The sequence below is a fragment of the Bacillus sp. S3 genome, assembly GCF_005154805.1.
Taxonomy (GTDB): Bacteria; Bacillota; Bacilli; order Bacillales; family Cytobacillaceae; genus Neobacillus.
This window is the reverse complement of the sequence record NZ_CP039727.1, coordinates 1,403,829-1,421,998: the sequence shown is the minus strand read 5'-3', so window position 1 is coordinate 1,421,998 and position 18,170 is coordinate 1,403,829. Positions and strand designations below refer to the sequence as shown.

The window sequence follows — 18,170 nt, the reverse complement described above, 5'->3', positions numbered from 1 at the left end:
GCTAGTTCACCCCCTCTTTGTTTTTATAAATACCAAGAGGATAGACAGGGACCATATTGTCCTTTATCCATTCAAGCGACTCCGCCGGGTCTAGTCCCCAGTTTGTTGGACATGTCGAGAGGACTTCAATCAAGGAAAAGCCTAATCCTTTTTTCTGTGTTTCAAATGCCCTTCTGATCGCTTTCTTTGCTTTTTGAACATGCTGAACATCATGGGTGGAAACCCGCTCAATATAGGCAGCACCATCAAGTGTTGCGATCATTTCACATACTTTAATGGGTGAACCTTGTATACCGGCATCCCTGCCGAATGGGGTGGTTGCCGTTTTTTGACCAATCAGTGTCGTAGGGGCCATTTGTCCACCTGTCATCCCATAAATGGCATTATTAACAAAGATAACGGTGATATTCTCCCCTCTTGCCGCAGCATGAATGACTTCACTGATTCCGATTGAAGCGAGGTCCCCGTCCCCTTGGTACGTAAAAACAAAGCGATCAGGCAACACCCGTTTCACTCCTGTTGCGACTGCAGGAGCACGCCCATGTGCTGCCTGTGTCATATCACAATTAAAATACTCATACGATAACACCGAACATCCTACCGATGCGACCCCAATCGAATCTTCTAAAATATCCATTTCTTCTAATACTTCACCAACAAGACGGTGAATCACGCCGTGCGTACAGCCTGGACAATAATGTGTTGGTTTGTCGGTCAGACCGCTAGTTTTTTTAAAGACTGTCTTCATTGTCATACCGTTGCACCCCCGGCGGCAGACATAATCTTATCGTAGATTTCCTCTTGTGCAGGAACAACCCCGCCTGTTCTGCCATAGAAGTCTACAGGTGCGTGCCCATTCACAGCAAGTCTAACATCTTCTACCATTTGGCCTGCGCTCATTTCAACAGATATATAGGACTTAACTTGGTCTCTTGTTTCAATAAAGGGCTTTTCAGGAAATGGCCAAAGGGAAATAGGTCTAATCATTCCAACCTTGATCCCATTCTGTCTTGCTTTAGTAATGGCATTCATAGTGATCCGAGCAACCGTGCCGAAAGCAACCATTATGTAATCTGCATCATCGATTTGATATGTTTCATATCGAACTTCTTTTTCTTTCATCAAAGCAAATTTCTGCTGCAGATGAATGTTTCGCTTTTCTAAACTTTCTGCATCGAGTTCAAGTGAGGTAATAATTTTGGGACCGCCGTCGCCGCGAGTGCCTGTTGTCGCCCATTCCTTCTTCAACCATTCCGTTTCCCGACATACTCCAAATTCCACCGGCTCCATCATTTGCCCCAGCATGCCATCTCCCATTAAAATCACTGGCGTTCTGTAACGGTCTGCAATGTCAAAAGCATCCTGTGTCAATTCCACAATTTCTTGTAAACTTGCCGGCGCTAAAACAGGGATATTGTAATCCCCATGTCCGCCGCCTTTGGTGGCTTGGAAATAATCTGATTGGGCAGGCTGAATATTCCCAAGTCCCGGTCCCCCGCGAACAATATTACAAATCACAGCCGGAAGCTCTGACCCGACTAGATAGGAAATCCCCTCTTGCTTCAAGCTGAACCCAGGGCTTGAGGAGGAAGTCATGACCCTTACTCCGGTACTTGCTGCACCATACACCATATTAATTGCCGCTACTTCACTCTCAGCCTGTAAAAATAATCCTCCAGCTTCAGGAAGTCTTCTTGCCATATAGGCGACAAGTTCACTTTGTGGTGTAATCGGGTAGCCAAAAAAATACTTACACCCTGCATGTACTGCAGCCTCTGCAATGACTTCATTTCCTTTCATTAATACTTTCACCATGAGAATAACTCCCTTCACATTACACTGTTTGCAAAATTTTTACCGGCCTATATACGGCAATTACAGCATCCGGGCAAACTTGGGCACACTTTGCACAACTTATACAATTTTCTTGATTTATAACAGTTGCCGGCCGGTAGCCCTTCCCATTTAAATAATCTGCCAGATAAATTATGTTAGTTGGGCATACATGAACACATAAACTGCATGACTTACAAATCTCTTCATTAAAAATTACTCTTTTCTCCATGTGAATGCTCCTTTTCCCAAGGTAGTTTCATATACCGTTGAATAAAAACAACTTCATGGCGGCTAGAAAAGTTTTCTGCAACGCTCTTCAAATGGCTTGAAATGGTGGTATACAAAACAGGAACTTCCAGCTTTTCTGCCAAGCGGCAGCTCAATTCATACCCTTTTTCAATATCTCTTATGGTTGTCTCCAAGCCAATATTTGCGTTATTAATAATGCCGTTTACCTTTAGACGAGAGACCTTTTCAATCTGTCCTACCGTGTCAAGAGCTCCCTCCAATGTGCTGACATATGGCCGGTTCCCATTTAGAACAAAAAGTAATTCCGGTCTTAAATCCTTCCATTCATGATAGTATTGTCCTAGAGCCGTTGCCCCGTCTTGATCTCCACCGGCATCAATAATGAATCGATATCTACGGTCATGCAGGATACGATAGATTTCACCGGACACGATCGGCAGATCCGCTGCCGCCAATTGATCCTTTGGTGCAATTAATTCAACATCATGTTGCTGCAGAATCCTCGCAATATCCCGTGTACGAAAATATGGGTTTACAATATCTAAATCATTTATGGCTACCTTTTCGTGTGTTAATCTTTCAGTTAATGCAAGATTAATGGCAACTTCCGTTTTTCCACTTCCGAAGTGACCGGTCATGATGGTTATCTTATTTTTCGAATTCAAAATTTTGTCACTTCCCCCTTGTTATGTATGAGTTTCCATGACGCGCTTGAAAATTATTCCACCTCTATTATAAAACACAATGTGTCTATACCGCCTTGAATAAAGTCACACTTCACTGAATTGTAATAAATTATCAAGAATAACAAACACTAAGCTTACCTTGGTTTAAGAATAGGTTGGGGGGTAATCTTAGTGGACAAAAAAAGAATTCCTTTATTACTAATCCTTCTCACACTATTTTGGCTTTCTAGTTCTTTCTTTTCAAATGCAGCAGAAACCATTCCTAAATACGAAGGATTGGTTGATTTACGCATTCTTGAAACAACCGATTTACATGCAGATTTAGTCAATTATGATTATTATCAAACAAAAACAGACAACCGAATTGGCCTTGTCAAAACCGCGGAACTTATACGTGAGGCTAGGAAAGAAGTGAAAAATTCCTTATTGTTTGATGATGGTGATCATTTAAAGGGAAATCCACTCGGGGAATATCTAGCCAGAATTAGGGGCATGCATAAAGGAAAAACACACCCGGTATATCGTGCCTTCAACTACTTACGATATGATGCCATTGCCATTGGAAATCATGAGTTTAACTATGGGTTAGAGTTTTTAAATGCAGCTTTGAAGGGTTTAAAGATGCCGGCATTAAATGCCAATGTATATTCGGTCAAAAAAAATAAACCGTATTTTACTCCTTATGTCATTTTGAGAAGAAATCTGGTGGATCAAAGCGGCAGACTGCACGAACTAAAAATTGGTGTAATTGCGCTCATGCCAACCCAAATAATGAAATGGGATAAAGCAAATCTTGAAGGTAAAGTGATAGCTAAACCTATGGTAGAAACTGCGAAGGAATTTGTACCGTTGATGAAGAAAGAAGGAGCGGATATTATTATTGCCCTTGCCCATACAGGCATTAGCAGCGAAACGTATAACCCTGATACCGAAAATGCGGTCTATTATTTGACAAAAATACCTGAGATTGATGCTATTTTGGCCGGACATTCTCATAGTGTCTTCCCCGGCCCAGTTTACACTAACTTACCAAATACAAAAATGGAAACGGGACAAATCAATGGCAAGCCGGTTGTGATGGCAGGTGCCTTTGGAAATCATCTCGGAATTATTGACCTTCAGCTTTCGGTAACGGAAGGAGAATGGAAGGTTTTAAGAAGCACTTCATTTACAAGGCCAATCGTAGATGAGAATGGCCATTCACTTGTAAAAAAAGACAAGAAATTATATAACCTGATTAAACCCGAGCACGAGGAAACAGTGGATTTTATAAAAAAATTAGGATTATGATGGGCTAAAGCTCTCCTCTGTTTATTTATCGACACAATTTTCAGATTTCCACTTTACATCTCAAGAATAGTCTTATAAAATTAAGTATAAAATACATATGCTGAACATAGGCGGAGTCTGTCAATCGGGCTCCTTTTTTCGATGATATGTATAAAAACTTGGGAGAAGAGGTCGATATATGTCAACACAAGCAATCATCGCAATTGGTGTATTTCTCGTTACCTACGCTTTTATTGTCACGGAAAAGATACACCGTACTATCATCGCAATGGCCGGCGGAATCATGATGGTAATCCTCGGAATTGTCGGTCAAGAAAAAGCATTACACCATATCGATTTTAATACACTGGGTTTGCTGACTGGAATGATGATTATAGTTGCCATCACAGCTGAAACAGGCTTGTTTAAATTCATAGCCATTTGGGCTGCAAAAAAAGTGAAAGGTGATCCCTTAAAAATTTTACTCGTCCTTGGAGTTATTACCGCACTAGGATCAGCTTTTTTAGATAATGTCACAACTGTTCTATTAATGGTGCCTGTAACCTTCAGTATTACAAGGCAATTACGAGTAAACCCAATACCATTTTTAATCACTGAAATCATTGCATCGAATATTGGAGGAACCTCTACACTTATCGGTGACCCACCTAATATCATGCTTGGAAGTGCTGTTAAAGAACTAACCTTTATGGCATTTATCAATAACCTTACTGCTATTTCATTTTTTATCTTATTTGTTAATATCGCAATCCTGGCTTTCATCTATCGGAAGCAGCTCCGGACATCTTCCGAATTAAAAGCAGCATTAATGGACATGGATGAAAAGGAAGAAATTACAGACAAAACTCTCTTAACTAAGTCATTAATTGCTCTTACTATTACCATAGCAGGGTTCTTCCTGCATCAGCTGCTACATATTGAATCGGCGACTGTCGCATTAACTGGAGCATTTCTGTTACTTCTATTAACAGGCGAAGAATATTTGGATAAAGCCTTTTTAAAAGTGGAATGGACAACCATTTTCTTCTTCATTGGGCTATTTGTACTCGTATCCGGATTGATTGAAACCGGTGTCATTTCGTTATTAGCCGATTATTCCGTCCATTTAACTGGTGGAGATGTGACTTCTACATCGCTTCTCATTCTTTGGGTGAGCGCCATTGCATCTGCATTTATTGATAATATACCGTTTGTTGCCACTATGATCCCAATGATCAAAGATATGGGTGAACTAGGCATAAATAATTTAGAACCGCTTTGGTGGAGTCTCTCTCTTGGTGCCTGTCTTGGCGGCAATGGAACTTTAATAGGTGCTAGTGCCAATGTCATCGTTGCAGGGCTTGCCGCAAAAGAAGGACATCATATTTCATTTGGAAAATTCTTGTTAATCGCCTTTCCATTAATGATTCTTTCGATCATCATCTGTACGGTTTATATTTATTTAAAGATATTTAATCTAGGGGGGCTATGATGAAGGTCACTTATAAATATGACGAAAATGTTCTAGGGATTAAGGAATCAGCCAACGGGGATGATATTGAATTCTCGATTACATTATTAAATAGTGAGTTAAAGAAAAACATGAAAAAAGTTCGTGATTTTTTTGATGAAAATAAGGTCCTAACCGATATCCATTACTACCTTCACCCTAATAACAAGTACCAGGTGATTGTCAGAAGCGATTTTTATAATGAATTTTTAATCCAATTATTTAAGCAGCAGCTTTTAACAGAAATAGCTTGGGTATAAAAGAATGAGCTGCATAGCATAATGCTAAGCAGCTCATTTTTTTATCATCTTTTATCATCTGTCTGGTTATCTTGTCCAATTGCCTTCCAAACCTGTGCATAGACTTGCTTTAAAGGGATTTTATGATACTCGGCAATCTTTTTACATTCCTCATACTCGGGGGCTCTTTGCACAACTTGCCCTTCAAAAATCCCCTCTTTTATGGTTACCATTCCCCATTCAGTAGGGACTCTTCGAAATATTCTTTCTAAACGATGAACAGTTATCGGATAATAGCGAACACCAAGTGTCGTGGTTTCCTTAAAGAGAATCTCTTTTATTCTATTAATATTTTTCTGGGAGCAAAGCAATTGAAGTAATACAGCCGGTCTATTTTTTTTCATAAAAATGGGCGTATAAAATACATCATTTGCCCCTGCATCAAATAGCAAATCCATGACGTAGCCAAGCCATTCACCTGGTATATCATCTAAATTCACTTCCATTTTGACCATTTGGTCATCGAAATGTTCATGATTAGGAGGATGTGACACCACTTGTAAGGCCCCTTTCATATATTTTATGGAGGGAATACTTATTCACCGATGATAACACGAAGGACATTTGGATGATTTTTAAACGTTTTTGTTCCTGCCCCGTAGCCAATTGACTTAATTCTCATAGATGGTATGGAACAAAATTCTTCTGCGAGTACAGCGACGATTGCTGCACCAGTTGGTGTTGTCAGCTCTGCTTTAACATCGGATTGTTCTATCGGTACCCCTTTTAATATTTCTAGGGTTGCTGGTGCAGGTACCGGATAGAGACCATGGTCAATTTGAATTTTCCCTTTTCCAAGAGGAATCGGCGATGATTTGATGACCTCGACACCTAATTGATCAATCAAGATAGCCGCACCAATAATATCTATGATTGAATCAACAGCACCTACTTCATGAAAATGGACCTTTTCTAACGGAATACCGTGAATATGCCCTTCAGCTTCACCAATTCGTTTAAATATTTTTAAGGCTGTTTCCTTTACTGATTCAGAAAAACCGGCCTCCTCAATCAACGCAACGATATCTTTATAGGCACGATGATCGTGATGATGGTGATGGCCGTGATTGTGGATATGATCATGGCTATGTCCTTGGTTATGTTCATGATTGTGACTATGCTCATGTTCATGGGTATGACTATGCTGGTGTTTTATGCTCATGTTCATGCATCTGTTCGTGGTCATGATGGCTATGTATATGAATAGAATCATTAAGCAGATCGGACATCAAACTTCGTACTGGTAATACCATTCTTTACAAGCTTTTTCCATTTCAATTCATATTCGTCTTCAATTTGGAGCTTTTTTAGTTCTTCTACTAACCGATTCGGATCGGCTCCTGCATCGATTAGCGCCCCAATGACCATATCTCCGCTAATACCGGAAAAACAATCAAAATAAAGTGTCCTCATTATTTTCCCCCGCCCCTTTTTGTGCTAGTTGATGAATTAAGACCGCGTTATACCCCCCGCCAAAACCATTGTCGATATTAACAACACTAATTCCGGATGCACAAGAGTTTAACATCGTAAGCAACGCAGATAAAGCCATTAAAATTCGCGCCATAACCAATGCTTGTTGGAACAGCGATAACTGGATGGGAAACAAGCCCACCCACTACACTTGGAAGAGCTCCCTCCATTCCTGCTACAACAACAGACACAGTTGCATTTTTGAATTTCCTCGGCATGACTTAGTAAGCGATGAATCCCAGCAACACCAACGTCATAGATACGATGCACCTTGCTGCCCAAAACTTCTGCAGTCACTGCCGCTTCTTCTGCAACAGGTAAATCAGACGTACCTGCAGCAACAACGGCAATGTATCCTTCTGAGGTTTTCCTAACTGCGTTCTCCTTCTTCCAAAAAAGAATTCTTGCCGTTTCACTATACGTTAGGTCAGGAAGAGTATTCAGGATATTTTCAGCTTTTTCTTTCGTGACTCTAGTAACAAGGATCTCGTTATTTCGTGCCCTTATAGCCCTGAACAATCGAAATGATTTGCGGAGCTGTCTTGCCTTCCCCATACACCACCTCTGCGAAGCCTTGCCTTTTTTTTCGATGGTGGTCAACTTTTGCAAACCCCAAATTTTCAAACGTTGCCAATTGTTCTTTCGCTTCAGTTATACTAAGGGTTCCATTTTGAACTTGCTTCAAAATTTCCTCAAGCATTCGCTCTCCCCCTTTATTTAGAAATAAGAAAGTATAAATTTTGACCTTAAGAAATGTCCAGCTCCAGGCCATACGCCGATGACCATGGCGCTTGCGCTTTTCCTATTAAATAAAATACTTCACCATATCAGCAGCTAAGCTTTCATAGTTCGCATAAATTTTCTTATATTTTTCACTGTTTTCCTTATTCGGAATAGTAGCTTTTCCCATCGGGATATTCTTTTTAATTTCTTCAAATGAATCAACCTTTTTGATGGCCACTAATGCAGTCCAAGCCGCTCCCCATGCTGCACTATGGTGACTTTCTGAAACATAAATTTCTGCTTCAAAAACATCTGCCATCATTTGCAGCCATATTGGCGATCTTGCCAAACCGCCGTTTACATAAACTTTTTGCGGCTCGCCAGCTAACTGCTCCAAAGCTTTTCCAATTTGATAGAGATTAAATGTAACTCCTTCAAGTACAGCACGAATAAAATGTTCTTTTTTATGTGTAATGGACACACCATAAAAATTTCCTTTTGCTTTTTGGTTCCAAATTGGAGCTCTTTCTCCATTTATATACGGAAGAAAAAGCAACCCATCTGAACCTGGAGCAGCCTGGTCTGCGTCAGAAAGAAATTCTGTAAAACTTCTTTGGTCGTTCAGAAGATCCTTTAACCATTGCAGGGCAATGCCACCATTATTTGTCGGTCCTCCAATAATGGAAGATTCCTCGGTAAAGGAATAACAAAACGTTTCCTGTTTCTCGCTTATCTTAACACCCTGTGTAACTTGCCTTATGGCACCGCTTGTCCCTACTGAAACAGCCACTTCACCGGGAAGAATCGCTCCATTTCCCAAATTCGCCAATTGGCCATCTGCCGCACCAATCACTACTGGCATGTCCGGGTTAATACCCATTGCTTCCGCTATCTCATGGTTAATTCCTGTTAATATTTTTGTAGGAGGAACAATTTCGGAAAGCTGATTTTCTGTTATACCCGTAAGTTCTAACAATTCTTGCTCCCACTTGTGTGTTGTTGGATTAAATAATCCTGTTGCAGATGCCATCGAATAATCAATGACTCTTTGGTTAAACCAGCAATGGATTAAATACTCCTTAATGGACATAAAATAGGCTGCCCGTTTATAAGGTTCATACTCAACCTCTTTCATCCACAAAAGTTTAACAAACGGTGTCATGGGGTGGATCGGTGTTCCTGTCTTGCTGTAAACTCTGGTTCCGATTGTATTTATGATTTCTTCAGACTGTTTAAAGCTTCGCCCGTCAGCCCAAATAAGTGCAGGGGAAATTGGCATACCCTCTTCATTAACACATAGAAGGGAATGCATCGCAGCAGAAAAACCAAGTGAAACTATTTCATCCTTTCCAGCAGCTGCATTGTCTATGGCTTCCCTAATCGCTATGATTGCAGACTGTTCAATTTCCATAGGATTCTGCTCCACCCACCCCTGCTGCGGGTATTCTGAAGTAATCATCTTCTCTACGTCTGCTACTAATTTCCCATGTAAATCAAATATGCATGCTTTAACGCTTGTTGTACCAACATCAAGCCCGATTACTAACTCTCTTGCCATCCTTCATCTTCCTTTTCAGATAACTATATGTAATGTTGTCATTATGATTATCTTTTTTTGCGTTTTCTAATCTTTAAACGAAAAGGCTTTGGAGCATTCCAAAGCCTTTTCGTTTATCAAGGACTAAATTATTATCTATTTTGATAGTACCTTATTCATACTGCCGCTCTGATATCCTATTAAATCTAGTGTTATATATTTATATCCATATTCTTGAAGCTCTTTTACTATCGAATCATGATTTTCTAAAATTATCCCCATATCACATGGTTCAACTTCAATTCGGGCAATTTCCTCATGTGTTCTGACTCGAACTTGGCGAATATGAAGCGATTTTAAATAATCCTCAGCTCTTTCAACTTTTGATAGTTTTTCTTTTGTAATAAACTCACCGTATGCAATCCGAGATGAAAGACAGGCTAATGATGGTTTATCCCAAGTTGGCAAACCCATTGTTCGAGAGAGTTCCCTGATTTCATTTTTAAACAAATCCGCCTCCTGCAGAGGACCTCGGATCCCCTTTTCCTTTGCGGCCTGCATTCCGGGACGAAATTCATTCATATCATCGGCAATCACACCATATATGACATTTTGAAAGCCCAGCTCTTCCATAACTGGGATTAAATGATCAAACAAACTGCTTTTACAGAAATAGCATCTGTTTTTATTATTCTCTGAATATCCAGGAATGGCCAGTTCTGATGTTTCAATAACCTGGTGCCTGGCACCTATTTGTTCCGCAAGGATTTTGGCCTCTTTAAGCTCACTTGAGGGATAACTTTCAGAGTCCGCTGTTATTGCCAACACATGATCTTTCCCTAGTGTGTCCAATGCAGCCTTAAGCAAAAACGTACTGTCTACTCCTCCTGAGAATGCCACAACGACCGAGTCCATGTCACGGAGAATAGACTGTAATTTTTCATATTTCTCTGTCAGCATTGTCCTTTTTCCCCTCCACCAACAAAATCAAATCTAAGCCGCCATTTTAACATATTTCATAGGGCTAGGAATTATGTGAATCCTTTTTATTAATATCCCGCTTCAGCACGCGGTTGCTGGAACTTTTCTTTTTAAATTGTCATGCTGCCGAAACCGCCGTCAACACGGATCAAGGCTCCGGTTACAAAGCTTGATGCCTTTTCTGAAGCGAGCCAAACCGTTGCCCCTTGAAGCTCCTCCGCTTCCCCAAAACGGTTCATAGGTGTATGTCTCATAATACTTTCAATTCTCTCTTTATCTAATATTTTGCGATTTTGTTCAGCTGGGAAGAATCCTGGGATAATCGCATTGACACGAATACCATTTGGTGCAAATTCCCGAGCTAAAAATTGTGTCACGCTATTGATTCCGGCTTTTGATACAGAATACGTAAATACACGTGAAAGCGGTGTTGTTGATGAAACAGAAGAAATATTAATAATGCTTCCTTTACGTTCCTGATCGATCATTCTCTTTCCAAAAATCTGGCACGCTAAGACGATTCCTTTTAGGTTAATTTCCATAATTTTATCATATTCATCCATGCCTAGTTCAAAAAATGGTGTAGAGCTATTTGTTCCAGGTGCATTTAACAGAATATCACACCCGCCAGACCATTGTTCAATTTCATCAGCAAGTCGGTTTAAAGAGTCCTCAGAACTTACATCCGCTTGAAACGCTTTGGCCTCTCCGCCCGTTTTCACTATTTCATTTACCACTTCTTCTGCTTTTTCTAAATTGCGGCCGACAATAGCAACTTTAGCCCCGTGATCTGCCAATCCCTTTGCCATTGCTGAACCTAATACACCATTCCCGCCAATCGCCACTGCAGTTTTTCCTGCTAAATCAAATAATTGTTTCATTTCTCTGCACTCCCCTATTAAAATAAATTGCCGTTTTCATCGAATGGAAAATCGTAAAGATCTGAGATCTGCTCCATATTTGGATGGTTTTTTATAAATCTTAACAGCGGCTCGGAAACTTCAATCTCACTTAACTTTAAAGTGTTTTTTATCCGAACCAATTTAACATTTCTAAAATCTAAAATATTGCATGTTTTTATGGCCGCTTGAAGCGCCTGTTTATCGTTGGGTAATGTTGTTGCAATTTTGGTTGGAGCTACTACGGTTGAAGTTAAACCATTTGCATAGGTTCCTTCTAAGTCCATTTTGTCCAAGAGTCTCTTCGTGGTAAAATCAGCCGTTCCAACTCCATTGGCATTCCCCTCAGAAGCAAGTGTTACATCAAGCACCACCATTTTGTTTACATCCGGACCGCCAGTAGCGTATGGGGTTGGATAACGACCGGTAATATTTGGGTCCATCCCATCCCCGCTGATATTTTTCCCAATTTCGTCAATCACTAAGACATCCAATTGATCGAAAAATAACTTTGGTAATAATGCTTTGGCTTTTATTTGTAAATCAGGTTCTTTTTCAATAATCTCTTCTGGGGTTAATACATCTACAATCGCCACTTTATCAAATGCATTCTCAACCGTAGCAACCCCGAAAAGGAATGGTGTTTTTTCCATAATGATTTTTGCCATTGCCGGTACATTTTCTGCCATATATTTAAAACCCATTTGATGGCATGCCTCGGCTCCTTTTTGTTTCCCCAGGCCAATACTAATCATCTTCATAATGCCGCTTTCTACAGGTCCCCGAAAAGCTGTATGGGGCTTCACCCGATTGATGACGACAATGCCGTCTGCATCTGAAGCATATTTATCGACATAAACCGGTAACCCATTAGGCAGTTCACTAATCTTTACTACTTCCATTGATGAGCGAATCTCACAACCAGCACTTTCCTCTGTAACACCAAGATGTGCTAACACCTCACGCTGACCTTCCGCTGTTGCTCCTCCATGACTCCCCATGCTTGGGACGATAAATGGCTTTGCACCTAACTCTTTTAAAAACTGTACAGTTTCAGCCGTTAATTCTACGATACGGTCAAGTCCCCTGCTGCCAACAGCGATGGCGATCTCCATGCCAGGCTTAACTGTTTTCCTAATATGTTCTTGCTGCAATTTCTCCTTTAAAACTGCACCAAGGTCCGCTATTTCCTTGTCATCAAACTTTACTCTAATCTTTGCCATTTTTGGTACTGGAATATCTTTTAGTAATTCTTGAAGTATACCCACGGACAACACACTCCTTTTCATTATGTAAGTGTTCCTCATTGGAAAAATTCCATGTAAGAAATAAGAAGATTACCTAAAAACATTCTCACTTGTAATCCCTCTCAATATTCAAGCTTAAAAAAGGTTGTGAAGTTATTTTAAATTAATTTGTTTACCAAACAAACTAATTACATGTATAATATCATTATGCTTACTTTCCGTCAATAAATATGTAGCATTATCTACGAAATTTTAAAAAAGGAGCGATTTAATGATTACTGGCGATGCTGCATACATTAAAAAAATCAACCGTTCGTTAATCGTAAGCAAAATTATTGAGCACGGGATGATATCCAGAGCCGATTTAGCGAAAATTACTGGGTTAAACAAAGCAACCATCTCTGTTCAAGCTGCTGATTTATTAGCGGAAGATTTACTTATTGAAACACAGCAGGATCATAAAAACCTTGGAAGAAGGCCCATCATGCTTTCGATCAATCAACAAGCCGGTTTTGTTTTAGGAATTGACCTCGATAAGAATTCGATTACCTTTGCCCTATCTAGTATAAGCGGATCTCTTATTCAGATCGATACGATTGAACTCGAGACTGTTGATTATAATGCTATTTTAGCATTACTGATTAACCATATTAAGGGTTACAAACGGCAATGTTCCCGCACCCGGTATGGCCTTGCGGCTGTGGTGATTGGAATTCATGGTATTGTAAATAATGATGAGATGATTTATTTTGTTCCGCAGCACCACTGGCATAACAAAAACTTAAAAGATGATTTACAAAATGATATTGGAATCCATGTTTATATCGAAAATAATGCTAATTTATGCTCTTTTGCTGAAAAGGTGTACAAACATCATCAATGTGAAAACTTGTTATCGATTAGTTTGTATTCCGGAATTGGGCTTGGGATCATGGTGAATGGTGAAGCTATGAAAGGGTATCACGGCTATGCAGGTGAGATTGGCCATATGATTGTCGTACCTGATGGAGTACCTTGCAGCTGTGGAAATCTCGGCTGCTGGGAGCAATATGCATCGGAGTCAAACTTTATCAAACAATTAGCTCAAAATCTGAACAAACCCAATTTAAGCTATCATGATATTCAACAATTAATCTTGGAGCAAGACCCTGTGATATCTCAGCAAATGCAGCAGTATATAAAGTATTTATCCATTGGACTTAATAATATTATCAATCTGTATAATCCAGAGATTTTAGTCATTAACAGTGAATTGTTACAACTCTATCCCAATGCTGTATCATTAATAAAATCCAATCTGAATTCCACTATTAGCCATTATTGCGAGTTGCTTGTCTCAGACCTTGGAACCCGGGCATGTGCTATGGGAGCTTGTTCCTTTGGGATTAAAAACTTTTTGGAAGTTTCAAAGATCTGTTTAACTATTAATGAGTAGATGGAAGAGAAGAGGCAGCTGTTTCAACAGCTGCCTCTTCTTTAAAACCACTCAGAATATCCTAATTCTCTTAAATGCTTAGCAGAGATGTCTAGGCAATCAAATGGGTCGCGTCCATATGTGTCATCTTGTTCAACTAAGAAATACTGCGCCCCGCTTTCAAGTCCAGCTTCTACAATTGCTTTGATATTAAGATTACCTTCTCCAAGCTCAGCAAATTCAATTGTATTCGTAAAGATATCAAAGAATTTAGACATGTCTTTAAAGTCAACGTTACTTAAATCCATCTGTCCGATACGATAATCTTTTAAGTGCAATAATGAAATCCGGCCTGCATATTGTTTAACAAACTCGACTGGATTTTCACCAGCTCTTTGGATCCAGTGAACATCAAGTTCAAAGCCAAGCTTAGATGTGTTATTTTTAATGAGGTCCAAAAGATAGACACCATCGTATTTTTGGAATTCAAGGTGATGAGTATGGTAGTATAATTCGATACCGTGATCAGCTAATTTATGTGCCATAGCTTCTGCTTTTTCAATAAATTCCATGATTTTATCTTTATGGCCCATAACGGTTAATGGCAGCATCCCGATACGCAGGAAGTTACAATCAAGCGTCTTACAATCACTCACAATTTTATCAAAATCATTCGTTAAGGTCTCACCAGGTGCACCAGGAAGCATTGGCTCTAAAGCGGCAGACATAGCAGCAATTTTAATATCAAAATCTACACTTGCTCTTCTTAATTCTGCCACATTTTCTGGAGTCATCGGAATTTGCGAAACTTCTACCGCATGATAGCCAAGTTCACTTACTTTTCTCATTGTTTCATAGGCACCTAGTTCTTCCACTTTGCCTTTTAACATCATCATTTGGACACCAATTTTACCTTTTTTCACTGCTTATCCCTCCATTTGAATTGATTGTCTTGTTTCAGAAGATTTACGTATAACATCAATCATTTGAATCGCTACTGCTGCTTCTCTAGCATGAACATAGTTGTCAGTATCCTCTTCAATACATTGATGGAATAGGTGAATTAGCTTTTTATGGCTTGCTCCATAATAAAATTTAGTACCAGGAACTTTTGCATCCTCAACTAATTCTTCTTTCTTTCCATCTTCATTTACCCTAGTTAATATACTATCCTTAATGGTAAATTTACCATTTTCTAAAATTACTTGAAGTTCCACACTTGAATTCACGGCATTTGCATTTGTAGCAAAGAATAAACCAGTGGCACCGCTTTCAAATTGCATTCGTGCAGACGCTGTGTCTTCCACTTCAATTCCGTAGTCAAGCAACTGATCCACATTACCTCGGATTGATTCAATCTTTCCGCCTAGCAATTGCATTAAATCTATTGTATGAAGGGCTTGATTGATCATCACACCGCCGCCGGCATATTTCATTTGCCCGCGCCAAGGCTTCGCGTCATAATAGGATTTTGGCCGATACCATGCAACAAGCCCCTTAATTCCCACAATCCTGCCATACTCGCCGCTCTCAACGATTTCTTGCAGCATTTCAAACGACTCATTATATCTATTTTGAAAGCAAACACAAATCTTTATATCGGGATGTTTTTTGCTCCAATTCCACAAGCTCCAGTGCTTCTTTCGTATTTAACCCAAGCGGCTTTTCAAGAAATACATGGATACCTTTTTCGACACATGCCTTTGTTACAGGATTGTGCAGATAATGCGGCAGACAGATATGAACGACATTTAATGCTTCTGATTCCAACATTTCTTGATAGTCGGTATAAAAGCGTGCTTCCGGAACAATGTCTCGTGCACCTTTGTCCAAATCACAAACTGCAGTCAGTTCCACATTCGGGTTTGCTTTTATGGCTGGCAGATGGATGGCTGAAATATCTCCGAGACCAATTAATGCTGCTTTTAACATAAGCTTGTCCCCTTTTTAAAACGAACTCAGGCGCCTTATTTAGCGCCCAGAGTTCGTTTCATGTGTTTGATTACTTTCTAACCGGATATTTACCTTCTTCTACAATACGTTTATTTAATTCTTCTAAGAATAATTCCTCATCAAATGGTACTTCAACTTCTTTTCCTAACCAGCTTGACAGGTGCATGGCATTTGCTAGTCTAACCCCATTAATGCCGTCGCTGCCAGGAGCTAATAATGGTGTGCCTTCCACAATCGCAGAAGCAAAATCTTCTAATACAGCAATGTGCTGACCGCCCCAAACGCTTTCAAATTCAATTACTTCCTCAGTGAAAATATCACCTTGCCCGCCGCCCATAAAGATACTCATCACATCTTGCATGCTCATGGTTGCGCTCATTTCATTTTCAGGCTTATTTAGGCGTTTGATAGTGATTTTCTTACTATCATCAACCACGATTTTTCCTTTATCGCCATGGATTTCTAAACGGTCTGTCCCTACTACATCGTGTGTCTTAGTTACAAATACACCAGTAGCACCATTTCCATAATCAAAAAACAGCCGTTACATCGTCCTCAACCACAATATCTCTTTGATAGCCAAAGTTTAATTTTGCATAAACCTTTTTCGGCATGCCGCAGATCCATTGAAGCAGATCAATTTGGTGTGGCGCTTGGTTTACAAGGACACCGCCCCCTTCTCCGCCCCAAGTTGCTCTCCATTCACTTTGATTGTAGTAGCCTTGAGGTCTCCACCAAGTAGTAATAATCCAGTTGGTACTGCGAATGCTGCCAATCTCACCATTATCAATAAGTTCTTTTAGTTTTTTATAAAGTGGATTTGTACGCTGGTTAAAGAAGATGGCAAACTTAAGTTCAGGTTTTGTTGCTGCAAAGTCGTTTAACTCTTTCACTTGTTTTGTATAAACACCAGCTGGTTTTTCCACTAATGCATGAATGTTTCTTTTTAGTGATTCGATTCCCATTTCAGGATGCAGATAATGCGGAACAGTTGTAACAACTGCATCAACATCACCACTTTCAAGCATATCGATATAATTTTCGTAGAAAGGAACACCAGGATATTTCTCTTCTGCTACTTGTTTTTTAGCAGGATCATTATCACAAATCGCACCAATCACCATGTTTTTAACTTTGCCTTCAGCGATGAAATTAGCGTACATACCACCTTCTGCACCTAATCCAATAATCCCTAATCTTACATCTGCCATAATTAAATTCCCTCGCTTTCAATTTTGTTAAGAATTTCTAATAATGCTTCATATTGAAGCTTGTAGCCGCCGGCTCCGTCTAGCCCTTTGTTGTCCTTAATAATGTCTGTTGCATTTTCAAGCTCTAAATCCTTTAATGAATCAAAAAGGACCAAATGTGGCTCAAGTGTTAAAAAGCCTTTATAGCCTGCAGTAATAAATTGAGAGAGAAGTTCGGGAATTTTCCCTTCCCCGGTTCCGCAAACAACATTTTGATTATCAGTCGTTACAGCATCTTTAATGTGGATATACACTACTTCATCTTTTAGTAAATCGTAGCATTCCTGGGTATCCTCACCACATTGTACAAAGTTCGCAAAGTCAAAAATTGCTTTAAAGGACGGTGATTTTACCTCTGTTAAAATCTCGTGACAGCGTCTAGCAATATCGCCATATATATCCTTTTCGTTTTCATGCAATAAAATGATATTGTATTTTTCAGCAATCGCGGCATATTCCTTGATCTTGCGAATGACATCATCACGATACATATCAGGGTTGTCACCCTTTGGAATATAGAAGCTGAAAATACGAATATATTTACAATCTAACAGGTTGCTAATTTGGCATAGGGTTTCAAGCATTTCCTTTTGTTTTGAGAATCCCTCTTCATCATTGATAAATACCTTACCAATTGGCGAGCCAATTGAGGAAACACCAATACCCGCTTTTTGCAAACGCGGCTGAACATTTTCTCTTATATCCTCAACTGTAAAGTCTCCAATGTTTTTCCCATCTATGCCGCGTAATGATAGATACCGCATGCCGAGGTTCGAAAACAACCTCAAGCTGTATATCAAAATCAGACGAGATTTCATCTGAAAAACCAGAAATCAATAAATCT

19 protein-coding genes and 2 pseudogenes are annotated in these 18,170 nt (G+C 39.6%); 4 read left to right on the top strand and 17 right to left on the bottom strand.

Annotated elements, in window-relative coordinates; genetic code table 11:
- Position 1: 1 nt before the first annotated feature.
- From FAY30_RS06760 to FAY30_RS06745, 4 genes are read right to left on the bottom strand one after another with little or no spacing between them, the layout of a single operon-like run.
- Complete coding sequence (locus FAY30_RS06760) at positions 2 to 754, bottom strand: thiamine pyrophosphate-dependent enzyme (protein ID WP_149869145.1); 753 nt, start codon at positions 752 to 754, stop codon at positions 2 to 4.
- Positions 751 to 1,815: a 3-methyl-2-oxobutanoate dehydrogenase subunit VorB gene (locus tag FAY30_RS06755; protein ID WP_149869144.1), complete on the bottom strand. Its 1,065-nt coding sequence runs from the start codon at positions 1,813 to 1,815 to the stop codon at positions 751 to 753. Before FAY30_RS06755 ends, FAY30_RS06760 begins: the two co-directional genes overlap by 4 nt.
- Positions 1,816 to 1,834: 19 nt before the next feature.
- Entirely contained in the window at positions 1,835 to 2,065 is a 231-nt protein-coding gene (locus FAY30_RS06750) for a 4Fe-4S binding protein (RefSeq protein WP_149869143.1), read from the bottom strand.
- Positions 2,043 to 2,750, bottom strand: a complete 708-nt coding sequence (locus FAY30_RS06745) for a hypothetical protein (protein ID WP_149869142.1) — start codon at positions 2,748 to 2,750, stop codon at positions 2,043 to 2,045. The genes FAY30_RS06750 and FAY30_RS06745 overlap by 23 nt, the downstream gene beginning before the upstream one ends.
- 192 nt (positions 2,751 to 2,942) lie before the next feature.
- On the opposite strand from FAY30_RS06745, the gene FAY30_RS06740 reads away from it, so the two are divergent.
- The 3 genes from FAY30_RS06740 to FAY30_RS06730 all read left to right on the top strand — a co-directional run bounded on the left by FAY30_RS06740 (position 2,943) and on the right by FAY30_RS06730 (position 5,810).
- On the top strand, positions 2,943 to 4,061 hold the full coding sequence (locus FAY30_RS06740; RefSeq protein WP_190284839.1) for a metallophosphoesterase: 1,119 nt from the start codon (positions 2,943 to 2,945) through the stop codon (positions 4,059 to 4,061).
- Positions 4,062 to 4,239: 178 nt separating this feature from the next.
- A complete protein-coding gene (locus FAY30_RS06735) occupies positions 4,240 to 5,532 on the top strand; it encodes an ArsB/NhaD family transporter (RefSeq protein WP_149869140.1) in 1,293 nt (430 codons plus the stop codon).
- A complete protein-coding gene (locus FAY30_RS06730) occupies positions 5,532 to 5,810 on the top strand; it encodes a hypothetical protein (protein WP_149869139.1) in 279 nt (92 codons plus the stop codon). Before FAY30_RS06735 ends, FAY30_RS06730 begins: the two co-directional genes overlap by 1 nt.
- Positions 5,811 to 5,854: 44 nt before the next feature.
- On the opposite strand, the gene larC (FAY30_RS27790) is transcribed toward FAY30_RS06730, so the two are convergent.
- From larC (FAY30_RS27790) to FAY30_RS06695, 8 genes and pseudogenes are all read right to left on the bottom strand, one after another.
- The gene (gene larC, locus FAY30_RS27790) at positions 5,855 to 6,346 is read right to left on the bottom strand and encodes a nickel pincer cofactor biosynthesis protein LarC2 (protein ID WP_149869138.1); all 492 of its coding nucleotides are present in this window, start codon (positions 6,344 to 6,346) and stop codon (positions 5,855 to 5,857) included.
- Between the two features lie 38 nt (positions 6,347 to 6,384).
- Positions 6,385 to 7,011, bottom strand: coding sequence for a nickel pincer cofactor biosynthesis protein LarC (locus FAY30_RS27785; protein ID WP_263315300.1), 627 nt, complete (start codon positions 7,009 to 7,011; stop codon positions 6,385 to 6,387).
- Positions 7,012 to 7,061: 50 nt separating this feature from the next.
- Entirely contained in the window at positions 7,062 to 7,262 is a 201-nt protein-coding gene (gene larC / locus FAY30_RS27470) for a nickel insertion protein (protein ID WP_223820914.1), read from the bottom strand.
- A pseudogene (gene larB / locus FAY30_RS06715) lies at positions 7,243 to 8,022 on the bottom strand (nickel pincer cofactor biosynthesis protein LarB). The gene larC (FAY30_RS27470) and the pseudogene larB overlap by 20 nt, the downstream one beginning before the upstream one ends.
- A gap of 105 nt (positions 8,023 to 8,127) precedes the next feature.
- A complete protein-coding gene (locus tag FAY30_RS06710; RefSeq protein ID WP_149869137.1) occupies positions 8,128 to 9,603 on the bottom strand; it encodes a gluconokinase in 1,476 nt (491 codons plus the stop codon).
- Positions 9,604 to 9,738: 135 nt separating this feature from the next.
- Positions 9,739 to 10,542 carry an ATP-dependent sacrificial sulfur transferase LarE gene (gene larE / locus FAY30_RS06705; protein WP_149869136.1) on the bottom strand — a complete coding sequence of 268 codons (804 nt, stop codon included), beginning with the start codon at positions 10,540 to 10,542 and terminating at the stop codon, positions 9,739 to 9,741.
- Positions 10,543 to 10,673: 131 nt separating this feature from the next.
- Positions 10,674 to 11,444, bottom strand: coding sequence for an SDR family oxidoreductase (locus FAY30_RS06700; RefSeq protein ID WP_149869135.1), 771 nt, complete (start codon positions 11,442 to 11,444; stop codon positions 10,674 to 10,676).
- Between the two features lie 17 nt (positions 11,445 to 11,461).
- Positions 11,462 to 12,730, bottom strand: coding sequence for a nickel pincer cofactor-dependent isomerase, group 22 (locus FAY30_RS06695; protein ID WP_149869134.1), 1,269 nt, complete (start codon positions 12,728 to 12,730; stop codon positions 11,462 to 11,464).
- 250 nt (positions 12,731 to 12,980) lie between these two features.
- Here FAY30_RS06695 and FAY30_RS06690 point away from each other — a divergent pair, with 250 nt between their 5' ends.
- A complete protein-coding gene (locus FAY30_RS06690) occupies positions 12,981 to 14,144 on the top strand; it encodes an ROK family transcriptional regulator (RefSeq protein WP_149869133.1) in 1,164 nt (387 codons plus the stop codon).
- A gap of 41 nt (positions 14,145 to 14,185) precedes the next feature.
- On the opposite strand, the gene FAY30_RS06685 is transcribed toward FAY30_RS06690, so the two are convergent.
- From FAY30_RS06685 to FAY30_RS06670, 5 genes and pseudogenes are all read right to left on the bottom strand, one after another.
- A complete protein-coding gene (locus FAY30_RS06685; protein WP_149869132.1) occupies positions 14,186 to 15,046 on the bottom strand; it encodes a sugar phosphate isomerase/epimerase family protein in 861 nt (286 codons plus the stop codon).
- A 3-nt stretch (positions 15,047 to 15,049) separates the two neighbouring features.
- Positions 15,050 to 15,673, bottom strand: a complete 624-nt coding sequence (locus FAY30_RS27940) for a Gfo/Idh/MocA family protein (protein WP_317845697.1) — start codon at positions 15,671 to 15,673, stop codon at positions 15,050 to 15,052.
- A 19-nt stretch (positions 15,674 to 15,692) separates the two neighbouring features.
- Complete coding sequence (locus FAY30_RS27935) at positions 15,693 to 16,055, bottom strand: Gfo/Idh/MocA family protein (protein WP_317845696.1); 363 nt, start codon at positions 16,053 to 16,055, stop codon at positions 15,693 to 15,695.
- A 70-nt stretch (positions 16,056 to 16,125) separates the two neighbouring features.
- Positions 16,126 to 17,287 (bottom strand): annotated as a pseudogene (locus FAY30_RS06675) (Gfo/Idh/MocA family protein).
- A gap of 2 nt (positions 17,288 to 17,289) precedes the next feature.
- Positions 17,290 to 18,144, bottom strand: coding sequence for a sugar phosphate isomerase/epimerase family protein (locus FAY30_RS06670; RefSeq protein WP_223820913.1), 855 nt, complete (start codon positions 18,142 to 18,144; stop codon positions 17,290 to 17,292).
- Between the last annotated feature and the right edge of the window lie 26 nt (positions 18,145 to 18,170).